This is a genomic window from Ruegeria sp. BG6, from assembly GCF_056538465.1.
Genome location: NZ_JBQFTB010000002.1, coordinates 184,874 through 210,227, shown reverse-complemented (window position 1 = coordinate 210,227; position 25,354 = coordinate 184,874). Strand labels below are relative to the sequence as shown.

The 25,354-nt window shown below is 57.5% G+C and carries 19 protein-coding genes, 1 tRNA gene and 1 riboswitch; of the genes, 11 read left to right on the top strand and 9 right to left on the bottom strand.

The features are described from left to right. Positions 1-20: 20 nt before the first annotated feature. From ACR0JW_RS05880 to ACR0JW_RS05860, 5 genes are all read left to right on the top strand, one after another. Complete coding sequence (locus ACR0JW_RS05880) at positions 21-785, top strand: transporter substrate-binding domain-containing protein (RefSeq protein WP_170678949.1); 765 nt, start codon at positions 21-23, stop codon at positions 783-785. 9 nt (positions 786-794) lie between these two features. Beyond that, positions 795-1,541 carry an ABC transporter permease subunit gene (locus ACR0JW_RS05875; RefSeq protein ID WP_170617150.1) on the top strand — a complete coding sequence of 249 codons (747 nt, stop codon included), beginning with the start codon at positions 795-797 and terminating at the stop codon, positions 1,539-1,541. After that, a complete protein-coding gene (locus ACR0JW_RS05870) occupies positions 1,538-2,299 on the top strand; it encodes an ABC transporter permease (RefSeq protein WP_170617148.1) in 762 nt (253 codons plus the stop codon). Before ACR0JW_RS05875 ends, ACR0JW_RS05870 begins: the two co-directional genes overlap by 4 nt. 369 nt (positions 2,300-2,668) lie before the next feature. Beyond that, positions 2,669-3,259: a porin family protein gene (locus tag ACR0JW_RS05865; protein WP_170824772.1), complete on the top strand. Its 591-nt coding sequence runs from the start codon at positions 2,669-2,671 to the stop codon at positions 3,257-3,259. A gap of 158 nt (positions 3,260-3,417) precedes the next feature. Continuing rightward, a complete protein-coding gene (locus tag ACR0JW_RS05860) occupies positions 3,418-4,131 on the top strand; it encodes a sulfotransferase family 2 domain-containing protein (protein WP_170678945.1) in 714 nt (237 codons plus the stop codon). 270 nt (positions 4,132-4,401) lie between these two features. Here ACR0JW_RS05860 and ACR0JW_RS05855 read toward each other — a convergent pair whose 3' ends face one another. The 4 genes from ACR0JW_RS05855 to ACR0JW_RS05840 form a co-directional block, all read right to left on the bottom strand. Next, positions 4,402-6,060, bottom strand: a complete 1,659-nt coding sequence (locus tag ACR0JW_RS05855; RefSeq protein WP_170678943.1) for a thiamine pyrophosphate-binding protein — start codon at positions 6,058-6,060, stop codon at positions 4,402-4,404. 3 nt (positions 6,061-6,063) lie between these two features. Next, a complete protein-coding gene (locus ACR0JW_RS05850; RefSeq protein WP_170678941.1) occupies positions 6,064-8,475 on the bottom strand; it encodes an FAD-dependent oxidoreductase in 2,412 nt (803 codons plus the stop codon). Next, positions 8,463-10,883 carry a GcvT family protein gene (locus ACR0JW_RS05845; RefSeq protein ID WP_170678939.1) on the bottom strand — a complete coding sequence of 807 codons (2,421 nt, stop codon included), beginning with the start codon at positions 10,881-10,883 and terminating at the stop codon, positions 8,463-8,465. The genes ACR0JW_RS05850 and ACR0JW_RS05845 overlap by 13 nt, the downstream gene beginning before the upstream one ends. Before the next feature lie 61 nt (positions 10,884-10,944). Beyond that, positions 10,945-12,483: a trimethylamine methyltransferase family protein gene (locus ACR0JW_RS05840; RefSeq protein WP_480713681.1), complete on the bottom strand. Its 1,539-nt coding sequence runs from the start codon at positions 12,481-12,483 to the stop codon at positions 10,945-10,947. Between the two features lie 115 nt (positions 12,484-12,598). On the opposite strand from ACR0JW_RS05840, the gene ACR0JW_RS05835 reads away from it, so the two are divergent. From ACR0JW_RS05835 to ACR0JW_RS05820, 4 genes are all read left to right on the top strand, one after another. Continuing rightward, positions 12,599-13,489 carry a LysR family transcriptional regulator gene (locus ACR0JW_RS05835; protein WP_170678935.1) on the top strand — a complete coding sequence of 297 codons (891 nt, stop codon included), beginning with the start codon at positions 12,599-12,601 and terminating at the stop codon, positions 13,487-13,489. 85 nt (positions 13,490-13,574) lie between these two features. After that, a riboswitch (TPP riboswitch) is annotated at positions 13,575-13,679 on the top strand. A gap of 32 nt (positions 13,680-13,711) precedes the next feature. Beyond that, positions 13,712-14,692 carry a thiamine ABC transporter substrate binding subunit gene (thiB, locus tag ACR0JW_RS05830; RefSeq protein WP_170678933.1) on the top strand — a complete coding sequence of 327 codons (981 nt, stop codon included), beginning with the start codon at positions 13,712-13,714 and terminating at the stop codon, positions 14,690-14,692. Further along, positions 14,668-16,215, top strand: a complete 1,548-nt coding sequence (locus ACR0JW_RS05825) for a thiamine/thiamine pyrophosphate ABC transporter permease ThiP (RefSeq protein ID WP_170678931.1) — start codon at positions 14,668-14,670, stop codon at positions 16,213-16,215. Before thiB ends, ACR0JW_RS05825 begins: the two co-directional genes overlap by 25 nt. Continuing rightward, positions 16,202-16,894, top strand: coding sequence for an ATP-binding cassette domain-containing protein (locus ACR0JW_RS05820; protein ID WP_170678929.1), 693 nt, complete (start codon positions 16,202-16,204; stop codon positions 16,892-16,894). Before ACR0JW_RS05825 ends, ACR0JW_RS05820 begins: the two co-directional genes overlap by 14 nt. An 11-nt stretch (positions 16,895-16,905) precedes the next feature. Here the strand turns inward: ACR0JW_RS05820 and ACR0JW_RS05815 are convergent, their stop codons facing one another. The 3 genes from ACR0JW_RS05815 to ACR0JW_RS05805 all read right to left on the bottom strand — a co-directional run bounded on the left by ACR0JW_RS05815 (position 16,906) and on the right by ACR0JW_RS05805 (position 21,182). Continuing rightward, a complete protein-coding gene (locus ACR0JW_RS05815) occupies positions 16,906-17,997 on the bottom strand; it encodes a transporter substrate-binding domain-containing protein (protein ID WP_170678927.1) in 1,092 nt (363 codons plus the stop codon). Further along, on the bottom strand, positions 17,994-19,700 hold the full coding sequence (locus tag ACR0JW_RS05810; RefSeq protein ID WP_170678925.1) for a hypothetical protein: 1,707 nt from the start codon (positions 19,698-19,700) through the stop codon (positions 17,994-17,996). Before ACR0JW_RS05810 ends, ACR0JW_RS05815 begins: the two co-directional genes overlap by 4 nt. Positions 19,701-20,144: 444 nt before the next feature. Beyond that, on the bottom strand, positions 20,145-21,182 hold the full coding sequence (locus tag ACR0JW_RS05805) for an endonuclease/exonuclease/phosphatase family protein (protein WP_170678923.1): 1,038 nt from the start codon (positions 21,180-21,182) through the stop codon (positions 20,145-20,147). A 188-nt stretch (positions 21,183-21,370) separates the two neighbouring features. On the opposite strand from ACR0JW_RS05805, the gene ACR0JW_RS05800 reads away from it, so the two are divergent. After that, complete coding sequence (locus ACR0JW_RS05800; RefSeq protein ID WP_170678921.1) at positions 21,371-22,333, top strand: alpha/beta fold hydrolase; 963 nt, start codon at positions 21,371-21,373, stop codon at positions 22,331-22,333. Between the two features lie 55 nt (positions 22,334-22,388). On the opposite strand, the gene ACR0JW_RS05795 is transcribed toward ACR0JW_RS05800, so the two are convergent. Together ACR0JW_RS05795 and ACR0JW_RS05790 are read right to left on the bottom strand one after the other, a co-directional pair. Continuing rightward, positions 22,389-22,465: transfer RNA gene (locus ACR0JW_RS05795), tRNA-Pro, on the bottom strand. Between the two features lie 130 nt (positions 22,466-22,595). Next, a complete protein-coding gene (locus ACR0JW_RS05790; protein WP_480713680.1) occupies positions 22,596-23,711 on the bottom strand; it encodes a THUMP domain-containing class I SAM-dependent RNA methyltransferase in 1,116 nt (371 codons plus the stop codon). A 299-nt stretch (positions 23,712-24,010) separates the two neighbouring features. Here ACR0JW_RS05790 and ACR0JW_RS05785 point away from each other — a divergent pair, with 299 nt between their 5' ends. Further along, positions 24,011-25,354 carry a Na(+)-translocating NADH-quinone reductase subunit A gene (locus ACR0JW_RS05785; RefSeq protein ID WP_480713679.1) on the top strand — a complete coding sequence of 448 codons (1,344 nt, stop codon included), beginning with the start codon at positions 24,011-24,013 and terminating at the stop codon, positions 25,352-25,354.

Genomic DNA, 25,354 nt, shown 5'->3' with positions numbered 1-25,354 from the left:
ATATCAACAGGGAGAAACCTATGAAACTCAAAGCACTTCTGACCGCGGCCTCTGCCGTGGCCGTTTTGACAGCAGGCGCCGCTGCGGCTGAACAGGTCAAGATCGGCATCGCAGCCGAGCCTTATCCTCCGTTTGCCTCGCCCGACAGCTCGGGCAATTGGGTCGGCTGGGAGATTGAGGTGATCGGTGCCGTCTGCGCTGCGGCGGAACTGGACTGCGTGATCACGCCTGTTGCGTGGGATGGCATCATCCCGTCGCTGACCGGCCAGCAGATCGACGCCATCATGGCTTCGATGTCGATCACCGAAGAGCGCCTTAAAACCATCGATTTCAGCGACCCCTACTACAACACCCCGGCGGTGATCGTGGCGGACAAGTCGATGGACATTGAACCGACCCCAGAGTCGCTGGCGGGCAAGATTGTCGGCATCCAGGCCTCGACCATTCACCAGGCTTACGCGCAGGAATACTTCAAGGACGCAGAGCTGAAGGTCTACCAAACGCAGGACGAGGCAAATCAGGACCTGTTCGCGGGCCGCATCGACGCGACCCAGGCGGACAGCATTGCCATGGCCGACTTCGTGAACTCGGACAATGGCAGCTGCTGCGAGATCAAGGGTGCCGTTGCGGATGACCCGGCGATCCTGGGCCGCGGCGTTGGTGCCGGTGTGCGCAAAGGCGACACCGAGCTTCTGGAGGCGCTCAACAAAGGGATCGCGGCGATCCTGGCAGATGGAACCCACGAGAAAATCACCGCGGGCTATTTCACGACCAGCATCTACTAAGGCGCTGCTGTGACCGGACTGTTTGAGACACTGGGCCTCGGCGCCAGCGCCGAGTTGCTGTCGCTGTCAAGCTGGGGAGGCAACCTGCTGCGCGGGCTTGCCAATTCGCTGCAGATCGCCTTCGGCGCATTTGGGATGGGGCTGGTAATCGGGCTGTTCGGAGCCTATGGAAAGCTATACGGCGGGAAGGTCACACGCGACCTTCTCGCTATCTACACGACTGTGATCCGGGCGGTACCTGAGCTGGTGCTGATCCTGATCCTCTATTACGTCGGCAGTGATATCATCAACAAGATTTCTGAGGCGGTCGGCGGAGGCCGGGTTGAAATCAACGGTATCGCGGCAGGCATCTGGGTGTTGGGCGTGGTGCAGGGGGCCTATGCCACCGAAGTTCTGCGCGGTGCCATCAAGGCTGTTCCGGTGGGACAGATCGAAGCGGCAAAGTCTTACGGAATGCCAGCTTTCATGATCATGCGTCGGGTAACGATACCCGCGATGATGGGGTTTGCGGTGCCGGGGCTTGCCAATTTGTGGCTCATCGCGACCAAGGACACGGCGTTGCTGGCCGTTGTCGGATTTAGTGAATTGACCCTGGAAACAAGGCAGGCGGCAAGCAGCACCCGGGCCTATTTCACTTTCTTTCTGGCGGCGGGCTTCCTCTATCTTATGGTGACCCTGTTTTCGGGTGTGGTTTTTGCCCGAATTGAGAAATGGGCACGGCGCGGTCAACCTTCGCTGAAAGGGGACGCCGCATGACAACATTCAAAGCCCTGATGCAACCGCACCGCATCGTTATGATGCTTCTGTTTGCGGCATTGGTGATCTGGTGCGCGTTATCGCTGCGCTGGGACTGGATCCCAAAATATGCGCCCTTGGCACTGCAAGGTCTTTGGACCACGGTTTGGCTTCTGGTTGTTACAACTGTTCTGGGCTTTCTTTTGGCTGTGCCGCTTGGATTGGCGCAGGCGGTCGGGCCTTGGTATCTGGCCACTCCAGCTCGGGTATTCTGCACCATAATTCGCGGCACGCCGCTGCTGCTGCAGATTTGGTTGCTGTATTATGGGCTGGGCTCTCTGTTTCCCCAGTTTCCCTGGATCCGCGCATCGGAACTATGGCCGTACCTGCGCCAGGCGTGGCCCTATGCAGTGCTCGCGCTGACCTTGTCATTCGCGGGCTATGAGGGCGAAGTAATGCGCGGCGCGTTTTCCGGGGTGGCGAAAGGGCAGCTTGAGGCCGCAAAGTCATTTGGCATGCCACGTTTCACCATGTTCCGCCGGATCTGGTTGCCGCAGGCAGTCCGCAACGTGCTGCCGACTTTGGGTGGCGAAACAATTTTGCAACTCAAGGCAACCCCGCTGGTGGCGACCATAACAGTGGTCGAGATCTATGCAGTTTCTTCCCGGGTTCGGGCAGACACCTTTATCGTCTACGAACCACTGCTGCTGCTTGCGCTCGTTTATATGGCGATTGCGGGCCTGATTGCTCTGGCATTCCGGCGGTTCGAAGGGGTTTGAATCGCTTTGACGCTTTTCAGATAAACTCGACTTTAGGTTAGGTAAGTGTTTTGCCTGCTTCAGTTTTCTTGCCAAGACTTTTCCGTCAAAGATCTGCCAAAGAAAACAACCGCTCACCTCCAGGCAGCTGGAAAGAACCGAAGAATGGTCAACTCTTTGAAGAATGACGGTTGCTGACCCAGCGGCAACACGACATTCGAGTGAGCGTTTGGACGCAGAGCGTATCAGGGGCTTTTGTGTTTCGCGACCATTGCCGTATTGACGCAACAGCCATGGCAAATTTTCTGGATTTCAGGGTCCCACATGGAACATTACGTGGCATCTGCGCTAAAGTAAGGTGTTAATTCAGTTGCTATGGATATGATCAAAATGACTATTCGCACCCAAGCCGTCGCCCTTGTCCTTGCTGCGACGTACCCGGCAGCTTCAATGGCGAGTGATACTGAAGTTTCCCGTGTCATGGCACCGTTCCAAAAGCCGGCTGTACTCCCTGCATCCGGCGTCGACTGGACAGGTTTTTCCGTTGGTTTGGAACTTGGTTATGCCCCCGACGTGGAAGGCTCCAGCGGCCCGATCTACGGCGCGAAATTCGGCTGGGACTACGATTTCGGCAAGGTCATAATCGGGTATTTTCTGCAATACACCCGGACGAATCTGGACATTGACCCTGGTTTCGAACTGGGTTCATACAAGCGTTTTGGCGCGCGCGGCGGCATCGACAGCGGGTTGAACATGTACTACGCCAGCGCCGGTTATGCTGAACTCGACACGCACGCCAGCGGCGATATTAATCCTGGCGAAGGCGATGGTTATTTCGTGTCTCTTGGTTATGAACGTTTCATCCGCGAGGAGATCACGCTTGGCGCCGAGTTGGTCTATTCTGAGTACTCGGATTTTGAACGTGACTTTAAAGACTTGGGTGTAACCACACTTTCGTTTTCCTTGAACTACAGGTTCTGAATCGGAGCGGGCCACTGGCCCGTATTCGATCATGCGGCCCGGGCAGCGCGGCAAGGGCGTCGCGTGGATTTCCCATTAGTTAGGCGCGGCACATGGTATCTGCATGATACCGATATGCTTTTCTTGCCACCCGTCGGAGTGTACCATTGGTCTTGCGCATGTTGCGCGAGTCCTTCGGAGCACTTGCGCCCCACGCGTTGTCTGCAAGGAGGCGTAGCAATTCGGTGCCAATCTATCCCACGCTAAAGACCGTATTCATTCATATTCCAAAAACTGCGGGATCGACGGTTTCAACAATTTTGCGCCGCCCGAACCTTTTGAATTTTACGAAACATGATCCTTCTCCTTCGATCGATAAGCACTCGTCATTATTTGTGCATCTCGAGCAATTGGGGCCGGAGGCGGCAGACTATTTCAAGTTCAGTTTTGTTCGGAATCCTTGGGACAGGTTGGTCTCGGCCTATCACTATATCATCGCGCGGCGTCAGGAACTGGAACTGGTGGCCAGTCACCCCGATTTCGAGAGCTTCCTGTCTTCATTCACGGAAGAACCTTCAAAGTACCTCGACATACCCTACTTCAAACCCCAATCCAGTTTTCTCGTAAATGACGACGGTGAAATGCCGTTGGATTTCCTGGGCCGCTTCGAAACCCTCGATAAAGACCTAAAAGTCGTGCTTCGGGAAATTGGCAGCAGGCGTATGTTCTTCAAGCATCGAAAGAAATCGAAAAGGCGGGATTACCGGGAATACTATTCCGAAGAAAGCAGTAAAGCGGTTGGTGAGGTTTACATCCGCGACATTGAGAATTTCGGGTATGATTTCAACGACGGCCTGGTTCGCAAAAAGAACTTCTCTCTCCGAAAATTGTAGCCCCAAGGGGTGACTGAAGGTAAAAATTCGAATTGGTTTCTGCCCCGGGCAATGAGTTCGCGCAAAGCGCAAGAATCCTCCGACTTGATGCCTTAATTTAGGCAGGTTCAAACCCGACCGTAGTCAACACGGTCAAACAAATGGCTCGGGAGAGCCTTGCGTCTGGAACCCGCCGTCATGCGAGCGCCACGAGATCAAGATGGGTCCAAACTGGTGCCATCAATTCGCTGTGCCCTGGAATTTGGCTGGCTTCAAACGACCCTCTGCAAATCACCTTTGAAACAAATCCTTGCGCAACGTCGTAAGGGCTTCGGCGTCGATCTTGGCGTGAATAACAGTTGTTGCCCCGCAGGAAAATGCGCTGGTCAGGGCTGGCCCCAGATCCTCCGGCGACTCTATCCAGATTCCTTTGCCGCCACACAACTCAGCGAACCGGTCGAACCGGGGCGAGGCGATTTCGGCACCAAGCAGACGGCCTTCGAAAAACTCCTGTTGATAAGCTTTTTCCGCTCCCCATGCCTCGTTATCCAGGACCACGATTACTATCGGCAATCCATATGAGATTGCTGTCTGAATTTCGATCATAGTGTATCCGATCGCGCCGTCGCCCATGATTGCCACGACCGGTCGATCCGGGGCGGCGGCCTTGGCGCCAATAGCCGCCGGAAGACCAAAACCGACCAATCCGAAGTCCAGCGGTGTGATCAGGGACCTGGGTGCATAGTGGACCAGGCGGTCTGCTGCCTGAAGACATGTGTTGCCGGTATCCAGCGTTACAATTGCATTCTGGGGCAGTACTTTCCGAATTTCCGCCAAGGCGCGTCTGGGGTGCATTGGCCGCGTGTCGATCCTGGCCTCCTCATCGCGTTCAGCACGCAAGGTTTTCATGTCGTCCTGAAAAGAAATACGCCATGGATCGGCGGCGGGCTTTGAACATTTTTCGGTCAATGCGACGGCCGTTTGGCAGGCGTCTGCCTGAACTGCGATCTCAGCCGGAAAATAGCGACCGACGGCGGACCCTTTGATATCGACATGGGCAATTCGGGTATCGGCCCCGACATAGTCATTGCTGTGAAAGGTCGAGTTGAACCCCAACCGCGCGCCCAGAACGATCATAACGTCTGCCTCTTTGGTCAGGCGCGAGGCGACGCGATTGCCACGTGGCCCCGCCTGTCCTGCGAACCAAGGATGACCATGCCGCATGACATCCGCATGACCTGTCGACGCGACCACCGGAATCTCGAGCGTTTCGGCAAGCCTTGTCAGCGTGTCACACCCGGCACTCCACTTAAAACCGGCACCTGCGAAAATCACCGGGCGCTTTGCGCCGGACAGCAATCTGGCAATCGCGGTCACATCCTCGGGTGCAGGCGGGCCGGGGCGGGCTATTTTGACGGGCTCCGGCGCAATGGGCGGAACCTGGGCCGCGAAAAGATCGCGCGGGACATGCAAGACCACCGGCCCGCGTCGACCCGAACTTGCAAGTCGGATTGCATCTTCGAGCATTGGCGCCAGTCGGCTAGGATCGGTCACCATCACCGAACGCTTGCAGATCGGAGCAAACAACGCGACCTGATCGACTTCCTGAAACGTATCCTTGGCCTGATCGGACCGGCTGATCGCCCCCGCTATGACGACAAGCGGTGAATAGGCCAGATGAGCTTCGGCCACCGCCGTTGCAATATTGACCACGCCGGGGCCAGCCTGCGCGCCGAGGACGACGCCGGGTTTGCCCGTCATGCGCGCCCAGGCATCCGCCATGTGCCCAGCTGCACGTTCATCGCGGGCGCCGACATAGGCGATATCGCCGCCGCGATACATTGCGTCGTAAAGTTCCAGCATCGAGCCGCCGAGTAGTCCGAATACCGTGTCGATCCGGTTGGCCTTCAAAACGCGATAGACGGCCTCACCGCCATTGATCGTGGTCATCATTTACTCCTCGGATCGGGGGCGCAGGTTCTTTGGGTCGAAAAGGGCTTCGTCATGGACTGTAACAGGTATGTCCTGGTTCAGAATCTGCACCGAAAGCCCATTGCGTGTGGTGCCCCTGCGCACGAACAGCCAGCCCAGAGATTTTCTGATCGTGTAACCATATCCACCCGACGTTGTCAGGCCGACAACAACGCTGTTACGCAGGACGGGTTCTCCGCCATGAATGTCGAAACGATCTGAGTGCAGTTCGCAATAAAGCAGTTCCCATTCCGGCGCGTGGGCCAACAAGGCATTCCGCCCAATGAAATCGCGCCTCTCTGCACGAACGAAACGGTCCAAACCGACATCCAGCGGACCGACATCGGTGGTCAGTTCGCCCGACGCGCGATAGGCCTTCTCCATTCGCATGCCGTTGAAGGCGTAACTGCCAAAATCAATCAGGCCGTGTCCGGCACCTGCCGCGTGGAGCGCATCATAGATCTCTGCGATCCGGTGCAGCGGCGCGTGAATCTCCCAACCCAACTCTCCAACAAAAGATACTCGCAAGGCATAGACTGGCACATCCGCCACGTTGATTTCCTGCCCCGACAACCAGGGGAAGGCGGCATTCGACAGATCCGCGTCGGTAAGTTCACGCAGGATTTTGCGCGAGTTCGGACCGGACAGGGCCAGCATCCCCCAGTCCGAAGTTCGGTTGATCATCCGCACGTCCTCGCCTGGCCGAATGTGTGATCGGATCCAATCAAAGTCCGGTTTGGCGCGGGCTATTGCGGAGCCTGTGAAATACCGATCCCGGGCAATGCGCCAGATCGTCATCTCGGTTTCGAACCGTCCATTGGGCGTTAACAGGTGGTTCAGGCTTATGCCGCCGTCGCGGGAGGGGATTGTGTTTGCAGACAACCTGTCCAGCAAATTGCAGGCATCCGGGCCTGAAATTTCGAACTGAGCAAATGCGCATAGATCAACTACGCCAGCGGACGCGCGGGTTGCTTGCGCCTCGGCCATGGCGTTGGTGTGCCATGGTTGGTGCCCCCAGCCTATCTGCTCGACTTCACCCGGCATGCCAAAATACCGTGGGCGTTCCCACCCTGCGATCTCGCCGAAAACCGCGCCTTTGGCGGCCAACCGATCATACAGCGGATGTCGCTTGATCGGGCGAAGGGACGTGAACTGCTTGCCAGGGCAGGGCGTGTCATGGCGGCGCATGAATTCATCTTTGGTGCGTTCGAGGATAAAGGTGTCACTGGCAAAATCGCCGTAGCGACGCGGGTCCATCGACCTTGTGTTGATCTGCGTTTCGCCGTGAACCATCCAGTCGGCCAGCACCTTGCCCGCACCGCCGCCCCACGCGAGGCCGATAGACGACCCACAGGACAGCCAGACATTCGGCGCACCCGAGGGCCCAACCAGCATCCCCCCGTCGGGTGTGTGTGTGATTGCACCCCGAACCACTCGCTTGATGCCCAGATCAGCAAGGACAGGCATTTTCTCAAAGGCGATCATCAAGAAGTCGCCAATCGAGTCGTAATCGGCTTCGAACAGTTCATTTTCGGCCTTCCAGGGCGCACCCTGCGGCATTGTCCAGACGGTCGGGCAAATATGGCCTTCGTATATTCCGATCAGGCCGGACTTCTGTTCCTGTCTGATATACCCGCCAAAGGTGTTGTCGCGCATAACCGGCAGTTCCGGGCGGTTTTCGAATTCAGGCACGGCATCAGTGACCAGATAGTGATGTAGGCACGAGACCGAGGGGATTTTCAAACCAAACCACTCTCCAACCTGATTGGCATAGCTGCCTGCGGCGATCACCACGTGTTCGGCCAGTACTTCACCATTTTCCGTGCGCAGCAGCCAAATGTCCCCTCGTCGGCTTGCGCCCAGAACCTGATTGCGGCGGTCAATTTTGGCCCCACGCGCGCGGGAAGCCGCTGCCAGCGCCTGGGTCACGCCGGACGGGTCGATATGTCCGTCTTCGAACGTCCGGACTGCCGCCTTGACGTTGTCGACCTTGTAAAACGGATTGCCTTTTGCAACCTCATCCGGCCCGACCAGTTCCATCGGCAGATCGAGCATCTTGCCCACACCCATGATGGATTTCATCCAGTCAACCTCATCATCGGTGGTGGCAATGCGAAAACCGCCGACTTCATGCCAGCCGATGCTTTGGCCCGTCTCTTTTTCAACCTGCTTGTAGGTTGCGATCGAGTTTTTGTTGATCCATCCAGCGACACGGCTGCTGACGGCGTGGGCGATCTGCCCCGCGGCGTGCCAGGTCGAGCCACTTGTCAATTCCGCTTTCTCGAACAGAAGCGTATCTGTCCAGCCGTTTTCGGCTAGCTGAAACTGCGCAGCGACCCCCATGATACCGCCGCCAATGATGGCGACACGGGTGGTGCGCGTCACGTCCGCCACGAAAATGCTTCCTTCGCGGGTTTCAAAGTGGCCTGCGCCGAAAACCGCACACAGGCGATTTCAACTTCAACAGGCAGCGTGCCATCCGCAGTCCAGGATTTTTCTTCGAAAGACCGCTGGATATCGTGCACAACTGCCAAGGCCACAGATCGGTTGAACCGATAACTCCAGGCCGAAGACGTTATCTGCCCGATGGCGCGCCCGTTCAGATAGATCGGCTCATCGTGGATCGGTATCGCGGCCGGATCATCAAACAGCAGCGAAACAATCCGTTTTTTCGTTTCCAGCTCGAGCAGCGCATCTTCACCCACAAAACCAGAGCCAAATGCGCAAAAGGCCGCAAGCCCGGCTTCGGCGGGTGTGGTGCCGGGGGTCAGTTCGTGGCCAAAGGCCCGAAAGCCGCTTTCAATCCGCAAAGAACCACTAGCAAAGAGACCAGCATGGGTCGCCCCGGCCCTCACCAGCGCCTCATGCGCGGCCATCGCCATTTCTGCTGGGATATAGAGTTCGAACCCTTCTTCGCCGGTAAAGCTCAGGCGCCCGACCCAGCCACGGGCGGGGCCGATTTCAGCGGGCCTGAATTGAAATCTCTTGAGATCGGGCAGGGGAGTGTTTGTGGTCGCTTGAAGAACATGGCAGGCCCTTTGTCCGGCGAGACCCAGGATGGCATATCCGCTTGTTACATCAGTAAACTCAACACGATATACGCCCCGCGTTTCACGCATCCTTTTCAGGTTACGCACAACTTCACTTGCACCCGTGATCATCAGGAAGGTTTGCGGGCCGTGCCGCTGAACCGTCACGTCGCTCTCGATTCCGCCACGTTTGTTCAGGATTTGCGAGTACACAATCCGACCCTCGGCAACATCTATCTGCGCCGCACACAGCCGGTTCAGAAAGGCGCAGGCATCGGGGCCTTGGATCATGATCTTGCCGAACGCACTCTGGTCCAGAATGGCGGCACCCTGGCGGCAGGCGGCCACTTCGCGGCCGACCTGCTCGCGCCATGCGGGCACTCCGAAGGTCAGCGGCAAGTGGGCGGCTTCACCGCCGAAATGCACTGCACGTTCCCATCCGCCGCGGGATTCAAATCGTGCCCCTGCGGCCACCAGCCCCTCGTGAACAGGCGAGCGACGCTGCCCCCGCGCAGTCTCCATCGAGTGCCCGGGGTAGGGATTGTCGTAGTGGCGTCCCAGAACTTCGGGAATGCGTGCCTCCAGCGCGCCCAGAACGTTCATCTCCGGGCTGAACCGCCGGATATCGGCTTCGCTTAGTTCCATCGTCGGCTCGCCGGCAATGATCCATTCGGCCATTGCCATGCCCGCGCCCCCGGCCAGCGCGATACCGGTGGAGTTCATCCCACCGATCAGAAACAGTCCAGGAACATCCGAGCTTTCGCCCAACATGAATTGGCCGTCGAGGGTGAAACTCTCAGGACCGTTCAGCAGCATCCGCACTTCGGCACGCTCCAGCGCGGGAATGCGTCGCAGCGCGTTTTCCATCATTGGCATTAAATGATCCCAGTCTTCGTCCAGCAGGTCGAAGCTGAAATCAGCAGGCAGGCGGTCCAGCGGCAGGCCTTTGGCATGGGGTTCGAATGAACCCACCAGAAGCCCTTCGACATCGTCGCGGGCGTACAGGAACGCATCCTGATCGTTGAGCGTCGGCAGATGTGCGCCCGGCCCAAGCGCCTGCACTTCGGGCAGCGGCTTGGTCAGCATGTAGAAATGCTCGCAGGCGTAAAGGGGCATATGCGCGCCGGCCATGGCCGCCACTTCGCGGGACCACAGTCCACATGCGATCACCACCTCTTCAGCTTCGATCAGGTGGTCACCGACTTCGACGGCTGCAATCCGACCGGCTTTTTTTTGCAGGCCCGTTACTTTGGTGTCCTCGAATAATTGCACTCCGCGCGCCCGGGCCCCTTTCGACAACGCCAACGCAACATCGGATGGGTTGACCCTGCCGTCGGCGGGTGACCAGACTGCCCCCAGGACGTCGTCCACAGTGATCAGAGGCCATAGGTCCTGCGCGCGGACCGCATCGACCACTTCGGCCTCAAGCCCGAACGCACGGCCCAGCGAAACCTGACGTTTGATGTTGGTTAGGCGATCACCATTCGTGGCCAGCGTCAGCGACCCGGTTTGAACCCAGCCCGTCGCTTGCCCGGTTTCACGTTCGAGCGCCCCATATAGGTCAATCGAATAGTTGACCAGCTTTGTCAGAGTGGCCGACGGGCGCAAGCGACGCACCAGACCCGCCGCATGCCATGTGGTGCCCGAGGTCAATTTGGAACGTTCGAGCACGATGATGTCTTTGCGACCCTCACGGGCCAGATGGTAGGCGACCGAGCACCCGATCACGCCTCCGCCTATCACGATGGTGCGGGCATGGTGAGGCAGAGTCATGCAGCATCCCCATGGATTGTTCTTGTTTCGAGCGCGCTGAAAGCGCCGGCGGTACGACCGGTCATGGCTCTCTCCCGATCCGGCGGCGGCTCAGGCGAATGTCGAATTGCTGTCGCACATCGCGATCGACCGCATCCGGAATGTGTGAAGGGAAATGATTTGCAAGCAACTCACGCGTCTTGGCCCTCGCCATTTCGCCGACTGGACGTGCGCCATCTTCCTGCCAGTCAACCGGTGCGCGCCTGTCGCCAACATGAGGATAGAAATAGTCCGATTTCATTCGGTCGTAGGTATGAACCTCACCCAGGTAGTGACCCGGACCCCGACACACATCGGCGATCACCTGCGCTGCAATGTTGTCGGTCGTAACTTCGATCCCACGGATTGTTCGAAGCACATTGCCCAAAAGGTCGTTGTCGCTGACATAGCCTTCCAATGAAACGCCCAGAAGACTGGCATGACTGCCAGCGGCCTGCGTGACAATGTTCGATCCCGCATGTGCCGCCATGGCGACTGCCAGGCATTTCTCAGCCCCGTATTGGGAATCCAGTGTCTTGGCGTCGGTAATCCCGGCTATGGACGAAGTCGGCAAGTTGAAATGCCGCCCCATCTGCGCCGCACCGGCCATCAGGATCGCCTGTTCCCCTCCGCCACCAGACATCGACCCGGTGCGCAGGTCGGCGACCAAAGGTTTGGGTGCAAAAACCGCGCGAACCTGCGGATCGACCAGGCGGGCAAAAACCAATCCGGCGAGCGTTTCAGCCACGGCCTGTACAAGTGACCCGGCCAAAGTGGCCGGGCTTGTGGCCCCGGCCTGTCCCGCGCTGATCAATTGTACCGGAAAACCCGCAAGAATAGCGGCCTCGAGCACTTCACAAGCCTCTTCTGCGAAGCGCATGGGCGGCACAACATGACAGACCATGACAGTCAGGAACGGTCGCGCGCGAAAGGCGGCTTCGTCACCTGCGATCCTGTAACAAAGGCGGGCAATGGCCGGGACGTTTTCGGGTTCGGTAATCGAGACGGAAACATGCTTGGACGTGCCCATCAGGCAGGCATAGGCAGTGTTGAGGTCCATTGCCGCAGCAGGGTCAACGTCGCGCGCAACGACCGGACGGCTGAAATGATGGATGTTCTCCATCCTGTCGACCAGTCGGGCGGCATCATACAGGTCGGCCAGGGTTGAAGGGCGGTAGTGGCCCGTATCGATGTCGAAGACACCCGGCGCGGCGCCGCCGGTTGACATATGGACCCGCGTGCCTTCGATCCGCAGATCGTTTTCAGGAACTTGCCCGCAAAGGACGAAATTCCGCCTTGCCTGCTTGATCGACTTGCGCACAAGGGCGCGCGGAAACAACAATCGTCCGTCATCGCCCAGCGTCCCGCCCGCTGCCGTCACCTTGTCGACCATGGATGGGGTCGGCTGACTTAGTCCGAGGGTCTCAAGCAGCAGCAATGCGGCTTCCTCGGTCTGAGCGACTTCATTCGGGGACAGCGGTTTCAGGCACCCGCCAACCACACCCGGCCATACCGCAGGGCTGGCCTCGTCGCTGTTATCTTGTGTCAGACGGTCCTTGCGACCGCGCCGGCGCGTAGACATGGGCCTAATATCATGAGCTCAGCTTCATTCAAAGTCAGCCTACACAGCCATAGGGCTTGTTTACAAAAGCCGTTTTCTCAGCAATTGATGAGTAAAACTTACATTAGGGAAATTCGTGACCGCCTCTCTTCCCGCCCTTCGCGCCTTCGATGCAGCCGCCCGCCAGGGCAGTTTTCGAATTGCGGCCGAGAAATTGTCGGTCACACCCACGGCGATCAGCCATCACATTCGAGGGCTGGAAGAGCAGCTGGGCGTCAAGCTGTTTGAACGGGCCGGGCGCGAGGTCGCGTTGACCGAAGATGGCAGGCGTCTGGCGGCAGCAACGGCTCAGGCATTTGAAATTCTGGATGACGCGGTGCGCTCGGTTCGCCGCAGCTCCCGCAAAGTGGTCCGACTTGCTGCGGGGCCGATTTTCACCGCCCGCTGGCTGATGCCCCGGATCGGTGATTTTTGGGACGACCACCCCGAGATCGAGCTGGAGGTGGTTCCTTCTTATCAACCCGGCACGCTGAACCGGGCAAACATCGACATCGTGATCCGCTGGGAACGAATGGCCGAGATGCCCGAAACCGCGATCAAGCTGATCGAGCTTGCCCCCGTTGCCATAGCGTCGGAGGCATTTGTCCTGAGGCACGGTCCGGTGAATGAGCCCCAAGACCTGTTGCACTGTCCGCTGTTGCATCAAAGGAACCACTGGGGTTGGCTCGACTGGTTCCGGGCGATGAATGTCCCGGTTGATGGCCCTTTGCGTGGTCCGATCTTTGAAGATGCCAATGTTCTGCTGCGGGGTGCCGCAGAAGGGCAGGGCGCGATTGTCGGCTGGCTGCCCTTGATCGATCAGGATCTGGCCGAAGGTCGCGTCGTGCGTCTGTTTGATGAAAAAATAACACCCACTCATGGTTATTTCGTCGAGACCACAGGACTTGGCCGATCGCGACGCGAGACCCGCGCCGCGATTGAATGGCTGCAGGTGCAAAGCGTGGGCTCGCAGGTTGATCTGCCCTGATCCCGCCAGTTGAGAAGCATCCTTCATGCCAGTGAAGCGTGAAGGGCGAATTTGGTTGAAATTGTTTCGACATCACCCTAATCACGGCCTCACCTCGGGGTGCGCGGAATGCCGCGCTGAGACGCCCATAGCGAACCCGTTGAACCTGAACCGGCTAGAACCGGCGGAGGGAAAGGTGACGGATTGATCCATCCTTGCCCTCTCGCCGCAATGGAGGATGATATGAAACATCTGCTGATTGCTGCGGGAATTCTGAGCGCGACTTCGGCCTTCGCCGCCGACAAACCTCAGCTGACCGTTTATACTTATGACAGCTTCGTCTCGGATTGGGGTCCGGGTCCGCAGGTCAAGGAAGCATTCGAAGCGGTCTGCGACTGCAAACTGAACCTTGTTGGTGTGGAAGACGGTGCCGCCTTGCTGTCGCGCATCCGTCTGGAAGGTGAAAACTCGGATGCAGACGTCGTCTTGGGTCTGGACACCAACCTGATTGCGGCAGCAAAGGAAACCGGCCTGTTTGCGCCCAGTTCAGTCAGCGCCGAATACACTTTGCCCGTAGAATGGAACGATGACGTATTTGCGCCTTACGACTGGGGGTATTTCGCGTTTGTCCATAATGCCGACGCAGCAGCACCGGCCAATTTCCGTGAGCTGGCCGACGGTGATACCAAAATCATCATTCAGGATCCGCGTTCATCCACACCAGGGCTTGGCCTGTTGCTGTGGGTCAAAGCCGCCTATGGCGACGAAGCCCCCGAAATCTGGGCAGGACTGGCTGATAATATCGTGACCGTCACCAAGGGCTGGTCCGAGGCGTATGGACTGTTTCTTGAGGGTGAGGCTGACATGGTTCTCAGTTACACCACATCACCTGCCTATCACCTGATCGCTGAAGAAGATGCAAGCAAGGCGGCGGCCGCATTTGACGAAGGTCACTATATGCAGGTCGAAGTAGCCGGAAAACTGGCCGGAACCGATCAGCCTGAACTGGCTGACCAGTTTTTGCAGTTCATGGTTTCGGACGCCTTTCAGCAGATCATTCCGACAACAAACTGGATGTATCCGGCGGTAACGCCTGCGGCGGGCCTGCCCGAAGGGTTTGATACACTGACCGTACCGGAAAAATCTTTGCTGCTGGAGTCTGATCAGGCGGCAGCCGTGCGGGACGAGGCGTTGGCGGAATGGCTGGGCGCGCTCAGCCAGTAAATCCGACGCCGGGTATTGGCGCGGCGACACTGGTTGCCGTGCTTATTCTTGGTACGCTCGCCGCAGTTGCCATGCGTGCCGACTCCGCAAGTGGGTTCGGACCGGCCGATTGGTCAGCCCTTCGGTTCACGCTGGTTCAGGCGGTGTTGTCCGCCATTTTCAGTGCAGGGCTTGCCGTTCCTGTCGCCCGCGCGCTGGCCCGGCGGCGTTTTCGCGGGCGGGCGGTTCTGATCGCGCTGCTGGGGGCGCCGTTCATTTTGCCGGTCATTGTCGCCATCATCGGCTTGCTGCAGGTTTTCGGCCGAGCGGGCTGGATTTCAGACGTTCTAGCGGTTTTTGGGCTACCGCCGATCCGCATCTATGGTCTGCATGGCGTGGTTCTGGCGCATGTTTTTTTTAATCTCCCCTTGGCCACGCGTCTGATCCTGCAGGGGTGGCAGGAGATCCCGTCCGAAAGGTTTCGATTGGCCGCCCAGTTGGGTTGCAACGGATGGGCCATGTTCCGGCTGATCGAAATGCCTATGCTGGCGCGTATCCTGCCCGGTGTTCTGGCCGTTGTTTTTGCCATTTGCCTGACCAGTTTTGCAGTTGCCCTGACTTTGGGTGGTGGACCACGCGCGACCACGATAGAACTCGCGATTTACCAGGCCTTTACCTATGATTTCAACTTGGGTCGCGCCGCGCTTCTGTCCGGGGTGCAACTGGTTCTGACCGCGACTGCGGCCCTGGCAGCGCTCAGGTTCTCCAGGGGTGACGGGTTTGGTGCCGGGCTGGATCGTTCCATCCGACGCTGGGATGAAGGGACGCGGGCGTTTGATGCCTTCTGGATCAGCGCAGCGGCGGTCTTTCTCCTGCTGCCGTTGACCTCGGTCGTGATCTCCGGACTTTCGGGAGTGTTCGAGATACCGGTGCTGGTGTACCGGGCGGCCTTGATTTCCGTTTTGGTCGCGGCAGCCAGCACCGTCGTTCTGCTGCTTCTGGCCTTGCCGATGGCGATGACGGTTGCAACCGGGCGATACGGGATCGTCGAACTCTGCGGTATACTTGGATTGGCGGCGTCACCTCTGGTCATCGGCACCGGGCTGTTCATCCTGATCCGCCCACTTGCCAACCCTACTGTTCTGGCCCTGCCTGTAACGGCGCTGGTGAATGGCGTCATGGCGTTGCCCTTTGCCCTGAGGATACTTGTTCCATCGACGCGCGAGGTTGTTGCGCAATACGGTCGCCTGGCACTGTCACTGGATATGAGCAGATGGAGTTTTGTGACACGCATTTTGCTGCCGCGTTTGCGACCGCAAATCGGATTTGCCGCGGGTCTGGCGGCGGCACTGTCCATGGGGGATCTGGGGGTCATCGCGCTATTTGCCGATGCACAAATTGCCACGCTTCCGCTTCAGATTTACCGGCTGATGGGAGCCTATCAGATGGAGGCAGCGGCCGGTGGCGCCCTGTTGCTGCTGGCGCTTTCGATGGGGGCATTCTGGCTTTTGGATCGAGGAGGGCGCTGGCATGCTGAAGCTTGATGGCTGTGCGATTTCAAATGGCGATTTCGTATTACGCGCGAACCTGCAAATCGAAACCGGATCACGGGTTGCGATCATTGGTCCTTCCGGTGCGGGAAAGTCGACCCTTTTAGAAGCGATTGCTGGGTTTCGCGATCTGGCCGCGGGGCAAATTTACTGGCGCGGCAGCGATATTACCGGATTACCGCCGGGGCAGCGCCCGCTGGCGATGCTGTTTCAGGATGGGAACCTGTTTCCTCATCTGACCGCTGGCCAGAACATCGCCCTGGGTTTGCATCCGAACGGCCGGTTGTCAGCCGATGAGCAGGCACAGGTGCATTCCGCGCTGGATCGTGTTGGCTTGCCCGATATAGCGGACCGGCGACCGGCACAATTGTCGGGCGGTCAACAAAGCCGTGTTGCCCTTGCCCGCGTGCTGGTACAACAGCGGCCTTTGCTTTTGCTGGACGAGCCGTTTGCCGCTCTGGGACCGGCGCTCAAGGCGGAAATGCTGGATCTTGTCTCTGCCCTGACGACCGAGGCCGGAACGACAATGATGATGGTCAGCCATGATCCACAGGATGCAAGACGGATCGCAAGTCATTCGGTTCTGGTGGCGGATGGGCTGGCGCACCCGGTCACCGAGACATCCACACTTTTTGATAACCCGCCGCCTGCGCTGCGAGACTATCTTGGGTGACACGTCCGCCGTCAGTTGGCCCCGGCGACCAGATTCCACAGGAACAGATCCAAGGAGCGTGAAATCTTGTTGCGGTCAAAATTATCCGAAAAACTTCGCACAAGGATTGAATCGTGACCCTTGTGGATCTCGATCGTGAGCTGCTGCAGAAACGCCAAGGCGAGTTGGTCCGAACTGTTCATCTGATCTGACAAGTGGACGAAAATGCCATAGCGCTCTTCAGAATAGACCTGAGCGTCCGCACGGGCCTGACAATCCGGGTTTCTGTCGATGTAGGATTTCAATGCCAGCGTCACGATCTCAAGATCGCCAACCGAGTAATAGATTTGCCCGTCGCACAGCGCTTGCGCCAGTTTTTCATGGTTTGGGTAACTGCGGACAACATAGGCAGCGTCAGGATCTGTATCGGCCGCATCGGCGCTGACATATTTAGCAAGCGAACCCACATCCCACGTCAACCCAGCCACGGCATCCGGGCAATCGGTCAGGCGTTTTTTCTCATCGTCGCTGAGCACGACCTTGTCTACATCCGGATGCATTCTGACGATTTCCGAGAATGTCTCGCCGAACCCGTATTTTTCTGCAATCAGCCTAATAGAACGCGGTGCCGTGGTGCCTTCCACGATCCCTGCGACCGGGCCGATACAGGGCCAGTGACCAGCCCACTGGTCACGCGTCGTCTCCGCCCTTCCGACACCAGACAGATAGACCGGCGGGGAAACAAGCACGCCGGGATAGGACAAACGCTCTTGGGTAATGGTGGCCGGATCGCAGAGAATGTTGATTTTGCCGCTTTGTAGGTCGGTGAACCGGTCCCGCGCCTCGACAGCCTTCCATTCAACGATGAAATCGCGGGACTTCTGCAGTTCTTCAAGGACCGTGGCGCAGATATTGACCATGTAGCCAGTGAACACCTCACCCGACGCAAGAGGCGGCGTATCGCTGGTCAAACGTCCTTCGCGATCACGCACCGCGAGATACGAAAAAGGCGGGGCGTCCGTTCGCACCCCAACGATCAGATCCGCTTCGGCCGTGACAGAAGAGGCAGTGCCTTGCCAGGCCAAAGCCGCCAAGGCGAACGCCAAAACAGCAGGGCGTGTCATGAGCGACCATCCGATCTCTGGGGCTCGCGGATGCGGGTGCCGACAACTGACAGGATTTTCTTCATCGACCCGGTTTCAGCCAGTTCGGCGGCGATTGCGTAAAAGACCAGGAAAATGGAATAGGGAAGCGTTACCATGATTGCGATGTCCAGCAGGCCAAGGCCCGTCGCCGGGGGGACAATATTGAACAGGCTTGCGGCCAGATTTGCCACCATCAGAAGGAATGCCGATACCACCAGGGCGATACCGACCGTCACGAACCAGCGCATCCGGTCATGCTGATCCGCAACGAACAACAGGGCGCAGGCCGTCACGTAAGACAGCAAAAAGATGCGCGGCAACTGTTCGATTTCATCCTTCAGGAAATTCAGGCCTGTTGTGATCATCGCGCTGCCGTCACCGTCCAGCGCGTGTCGAACGACACCATCCGCGCCGATGCAGGTTATCGCACCATAGAGAACCGTGGCCAGGAAGGCGGGCCAGAAAGCAAGCTTGGCATAGTCCCAGAACGGAATTTGTATATCGTCACTGCGGGGCCAGCTGCCCTGATCCATCCTGAGATGCCGCAGCAGTATGGTAAGAAACGCCAGCAGGATAAGTGACGGGATCAGGGGGATCAGCATGGCGGCGCAGATTTCGCGCAATTCGGTCGCATCGCTTACGTTGCTGCTGAACATGGCCACCTGTTCAACCAGGACATAGCTGAAAACCGCCCCGAAAATACTTGCAAGCGTGATGTCGTGCAGGGATTGCGCGGTGTCTTCACCAGTCACTTTTTCGATGATCTGTGCCGTTGGCGTGTTCATCAGTGCTTCGGGCACTTTGCGCGACCTGATCGAATAAAGCGCAAACAGACACTGCATCGAGTCCGCCAGTTTTGCGGTTTCATCCTGCAGGCTTTGCAAGGTGTCTTTTTCCAGCTTGAAGTTGGCAATGCGGCCCAGAATGCTGGCGTACCGTGATCGCAGGTCGTCGATCCGCGCCAGAGGGGTATCTTCGTTGAACAATTGCCGGAAGGCCGAGCTTTGCGGCCCGATGATTGGCGGTTGCAGCAAATCGATACAGCGCAACGAGCTTTCGATGCTTTGCACCATTCCATCCATGATCGGGTCAACCTTACTTGCCGCGATCTTCTCACGAAAAGCTTTCCACAGCGGCAGGGTCTCGCCATCTCCATAGCTTCCGTAATTCAGATCTTCGAGAGATTGCAGCACCCGAAAAATGTTTCTGGGTACACCGGCAAAGAAATAGGCGATGGCGCGGATTTTGCGCTCGATGACCTGAAAGGTGGGTGAAGCGGCCCCAAAGGTGATGGCGATGGCCAGCCAGAACGGCAGAGTACGCGGATCAACGGCAGGCCCCGCACCAGCCTCCGGGTTAACGATGGATCGGGCCACAACGTTGGACCCGCCTGTCGCGGCCGTCGCTTCCTTGCTGCCCATCACAAAGGTCGCGATCAGTTCCGGCGACATCAGCATCACGAAGTAGATGCCGACAAAGAACACCATATATATCGCCAGACCACGGCGGTTTTCGGCCTTGGTGGTCAGTGCCGACATTCGGACGTTTTCAAGCTCTTTACGAGATGCCTGGTTGTTGGATTTCAGATTGTCCACGGCGTCAGAGGTTGTGTATTCCTTGTACGCCTCGAACAGCAGTATCAGCCCACCCAGACCGATGGCCCAAACAGCATAGTTGCCCATGTTTTCGGTTCCCCGACTCTGTTGCGTCAATCAAAGAGTTTCGCGTAACCGCACTACCAGCCGCATTTTTCATATTTGGGATTGCAGGAGGTGTTGGCGTAGGCCGCAGACTCTTTGATCACCGCGTTCGCGGCAACCAATATCAAAATGATAACAACAAGATACCGCATCAGTCACTCCTTAAAAAACTAAAAAACGGCTGCGCCGACTAAATGTTCATACTAAATATCTAAAAACATAACATAAAACTTGCAATTACGCAACCTGAGGGGGAACGTTCCGCCCGATTACACCGATGCCGTCACAAGCCGCTACGGTTGTCCGCGTTCAATGGCACAGGTTGTGGAAGTGCCAAAAAAGCTATCCAGATAGCCGGGTGGCGTATCCGGCGTGATCCCATATGGCCATTAAAATGGTCGGAAAGTACCCGGAAACCAAACAATATCAACTGCCTTGGCCGGGTGCAGGCTTCCACTGAAAACCCACGCGAATAATCCCATGATCCGTGGTTCCGCTTTCTTTATGATCGTCATGGTTCAGGTGGTCATTCTGCACCAGCATCTCGTCAAAAGCCCAAAGGCGCTTCTTCGAATTGTCGTAGAATTCCTGACTGAACATGATGTGGTCCAAGCTTTCGCGCTGTCCTTTGAACACATGCGTGTAATATACGTCGCGCGTCGAACGGTATTCCTGCATGGTTTGCGCGGTATAAAGCGCGTTGTCGGCTCCTCCCGAAGACAGAGGCGACAGGTAGGTTGGCTGTTCTGACAGAATATTGAGCGTGTTGCTTTCCTTGCCGTCATTCATGTCGCCGATCAGAACCACAGGGGTATCCGTTTTCTTTGTCAGGTTGGTTATGATCACGCGCAAAGCGGCCGCTTCGGCGGTCCTGCGCACGGTCGAGATAGCATAGCCCAGTGACGTGATATGCGGGCCGTGAACGTCCCTGTCATACCAACCCCGCTCGCGCCAGATCTGGGCCGGGCGGCGAGATTTGAAATGGCAGACGAACACATGAATAATCGGTGTCCGAGGATCGGGGCGGACCTGAAAATGCATGACAGGGCGGGAAAAGCCATCCAGCGCCACGGAAATATCAGGTTGCTGCGGATCATCTCCTGTCGACTGCAAAACACATTCCTCGGGAAAATCTTCGATCCATTCTGGTTGATCCACCAGAATGTCCGAACGCACAGCGGCGGCGCATACGATCTTCTTGTCATTGTGATCTTCGGGCACCAACAGTGTATGGGTTCCCGTCAAGGACGAGTTGTCCAGCGCCGCTTGCAGCGCGTCCTCGGCCCAAAGCTCCTGCACGCCGACCACGTCCGCATCAATTCTGCTCAGCGCCTTCGCGGTGAACGCTATCTTCTTTTCATAGGTGGCCTGATCCCATCCATCGGAGTCGCCGTAAATGGCCTGGCCCGGCAGGTTAAGGTTCAACAAATTGAAACTGGCAAATGAAATATCTCGCGCGGTCATTACTCCCTCCAAGGTATTTAGATAGAAATTTCTTTGAAACAGATCCCTCCCGAATACTCCTATTCCCGGGCAGTCGGGTCCTGGTGTCAACTCTGCGGCCAGCCGTCCGAAATTAGCGGGCTTCGGGTCAGTAGCGCGGTTACATAGTATCAGAAATTCACCAATATTTTTGCCAGAAACTCTTTTCTGTGGCAGATTTTATGGATTGGTTAAAAGGAGTTCACAGGATGGCTTTGTTTTTCTCCCGGCGTACTTACAATGCTTCAAAAAAGAAGTTCACGATAAAACCTGCCGCGAAAACCCGGTACGTCTCGATCTCACATACAAGTTCCGACGGGCGCATCCGGAAAGGAGGCATCATCAAGCAAAAGAAGTGGCTTGAGATGGTGCAGAAGGCAGGAGGTGACAAAGACGTCCTGATTTACGTTCACGGTTTCAACACGTCCCAGAAGGAAATGTTGGACCGGCTTGCCAAGATCGAAAAGGGTGTGAGATCAAAAGGATACAAGGGCGCGGTCGTTGCGTTCGACTGGCCAAGCGACGGTTCTGTTCTCAGCTATGACAAGGATCGTTCCGATGCCAAGGCAGTGGCCCCTCATCTTGTGGGCGACGGAGTACTACCGTTGCTGGCGATGTCGCCGAAACCAAGAGTTCACCTTATCGCGCATTCTATGGGTGCATTTGTTGTTTTACGCGCCTTCTCCGATTTTGGTGACTCGGCAGGTTCAGGGAGCAGCTGGGGTGTCGATCAGGTCATGTTTGCATCGGCCGATGTGGATTCAGCCTGGCTCGAGAAAGGCGCGTGGGGGGGGCTGGTGCTTGGCAATCGCAGTAAACGCTTCACGAATTACTATAGCGGTCGGGACAAGGTGCTGGCGCTGGCCGGCGGGTTGGTCCACGGCGGACGCGACCGCGCAGGCCACGTCGGGATGCCAACGCTAACCACCAAAGGCCATTGGGATATTTACTGCAATGAACAATACAAGCGCGACGTACCGAAGCCAAAACGAACCAAAGTCTATTCCCATCGCTGGTGGTTCGACAGTAAGGGGTTTTTCAAAGACCTCACCCTGACCATTGGTGGCAAGGACGCCAAGTCCATGGCCACGCGCAAAAAAACCACCGGCCATGACCTGGCGTTACTGGCTTGAGTAAGACCTAACCAGATCTATCAAAGAAAAATTCAAAAGGGGCTGAGGATTTTATTGGTCGGAGTGAGAGGATTCGAACCTCCGACCCCTGCCTCCCGAAGACAGTGCTCTACCAGGCTGAGCTACACTCCGACCGTGGCGGGTGATCTATACCCGGTGAACTGGATGCGCAAGAGGAATTCTAGGGTGGTCGTTAGGAAATATTCTCGAAAAAACCGATTAAAAACTTCGTCTGAACAATTCACTTGTCGGACAGATAGCATCAGGTCAGTGGATCGGTGCGATACAGGCGAATCTTTGTTCCGCCATGGTCCACTATGGGTCCCGGTGGCAACAGCGGCAGCCGGGTTGCGCGGCTCAGCGACTGGCTGCTGGTTACAATGCCGACTCTCCAGCCGGCAAATCGTGACATCAGCACTTTTCCCATGCTGCCATAAAGGGACCGCAACCGCTTTTCATCGCCGATCCTGCCGCCATAGGGAGGATTGACTATGACCAGTCCCGGCGGTCCTTCGGGTGGCTTGATGTCGCTGATCGCGCGGTGCTGAAACCGCGTAATCTGCGCGACGCCAGCGCGTGCTGCGTTGGTGGATGCGGCCTCGACCGCCCCGGCGTTTCGATCCGATCCGTGGAACGTCGGAACAGAATCGTGCGGAGGAGCAAGTTGGCGCAGTTTTTCCCATTCGTCGGTGCGGAAAGTTGCAAGCTTTTCAAAGGCAAAGTGCCGCGACCGCCCCGGTGCCAGACCTAAGGCTACTTCGGCCGCTTCGATGACAAAAGTGCCTGAGCCGCACATCGGGTCCAAAACGGGCTCCGTCCCGTCAAATCCGCATTCCCGCAGGAACATGGCCGCCATGGTTTCCCGCATGGGGGCCTTTGCAATCGCTGGTTTGTGGCCGCGCTTGTGCAGCGGATCGCCTGAACTGTCGATCGAGATTGTGCAAATGTCCCTTTCGATCCGCAGCAACACACGTATGTCCGCGTCCGAGGAGATCGGAGCCCCAAGAGTTTCCGAGATCGCTCTTTCGATGCGCTGTCGGGCCGCTCCGGCATGATAAATGCGTGACTTTCGGCTGGTAGCTTCAACCCGGACGGGGAGATCGGGCAGCAGGACGTCAGCCCAGGGAAATTTGCGGGCCCGTTTGTCGAGCTGCGCCAGGTGGATGGCCGGGAAGCTGCCGATCCGCACCAGAACTTTATTGGCGCCTCGAAGGACAAGATTGGCGCGCCATACCTCGGCCCAGTTGCCCCGGCAGCTGACGCCGCCCGGCACTTTGCGCGCGTCTGCGAATCCCTGTTCCAGCGCCTCGGCGCAAAGCGGCGCTTCAAGGCCCGGAGTGGCAACCAGAAAGATGTCCAGATCGTCGGAAGTGTTCATATCGGCTGCTTACACCGGAAGAACGGGCAGGGCGATATCCTATTTTTTGGACTTGTTCCGAAAAAACACAGGTTTGTTTCGGTATTGTGACCTGAGAACTTTAATTTAGGCGGTAACAGGTTTGCGTTTGTGGTATTCCCCGCGTAAAGGGACCGGGACCGAAGTTATGCTTACGGAATTCAACCGGTTTCTGGCGCTTTTGCGACAATAATCGTATGAATATCCGCGCTATCCTGTGCCAACCTGATTAAGGTCGGTGATAGCGGGCGCAAATAAGAGGCTTGGAAGAACGTAGCAACATGCAAACTTTCAAACTTAAAAAAGGGTTGGATCTGCCGATAGAGGGAGCGCCCGAACAGAAGATTCAGCCGGGGCCCGAGTTTTCGACGGTTGCCGTTCTGGGCAGGGACTTTGTGGGGCTGAAGCCCAAGATGCTGGTTCAGGAAGGTGAAGTAGTACAGCGCGGCGCGCCGCTGTTTTGCCATAAGGATGCGCCTGATGCGATGATGGTCGCACCGCTCAGCGGTAAGGTCATTGCCATCAATCGCGGCGCCCGGCGCGTGCTCCAAAGCGTCGTGATTGAGGTTTCGGATGTCAACGACACCGGCATCGATTTCTCGGGCACGGGTAACACGGACAGCGCCGAAGGTGTTGCGGCAAAGCTTTGCGCCGCAGGTCTTTGGACCGCATTCCGAACCCGCCCGTATTCGAAGATGCCTGAACCGGGCACCAGACCCGCAGCGATTTTCGTAACCGCAATGGACAGTGATCCGCTGGCAGCGGATGCAGCACTGATCATCGCCGATGCCGGTGATGCCTTTGCCGCCGGGCTCGGCGCGATTTCACACCTGACGGACGGCAAAACCTATCTGTGCCACAAGGATGGTGACACCTTGCCCGGCACCGAATTGCCCGGGGTTGAAGCGGCGGGTTTTTCCGGACCGCACCCCGCAGGCCTGGCCGGAACGCATATCCATTTCCTCGAGCCGCTGGCAGGGGACAAGCGTGTCTGGACGATCGGCTATCAGGATGTGATCGCCATTGGCCGTCTGATGCAGACCGGCCATTTGGACCCGAATATTGTAATTGCGCTGTCAGGTCCCGGGGCACGTCAACCGCGCCTGATCCGCACGGTCATGGGCGCATCGACCGATGATCTGACCCGTGACGAGGTCAATGTTGACGGCAGCGCCCGGATCATTTCCGGGTCGATCCTGTCCGGTCAGCACGCCGAGGGTCCGACCGCGTATCTGGGCCGCTTTGCGCGTCAGATTACAATCATTCGCGAAGACGCGGACCAGATCCCGATGGGCTGGATCCGACCGATGCCTTCGAAATTCGCGGTTCAGCCTGTGTTGGGCTCGGCCTTTGCCAAAAAGCTGTACGCGCTGACGTCGAACCTGAACGGCGGTCGCCGTGCCATGGTTCCTACCGGCACGTTCGAAGAGTTGATGCCGCAGGATTACCTGCCGACCCAATTGTTGCGTGCTTTGCTGGTGATGGATACGGACACCGCACAGGCGCTGGGTGCGCTGGAGCTGGACGAAGAGGATCTGGGCCTTGTGGGCTTTGCCTGTCCGGCGAAATATGAATATGGGCTGGCGCTGCGCGACTGCCTGACCAAGATTGAAAAGGAGGGCTGA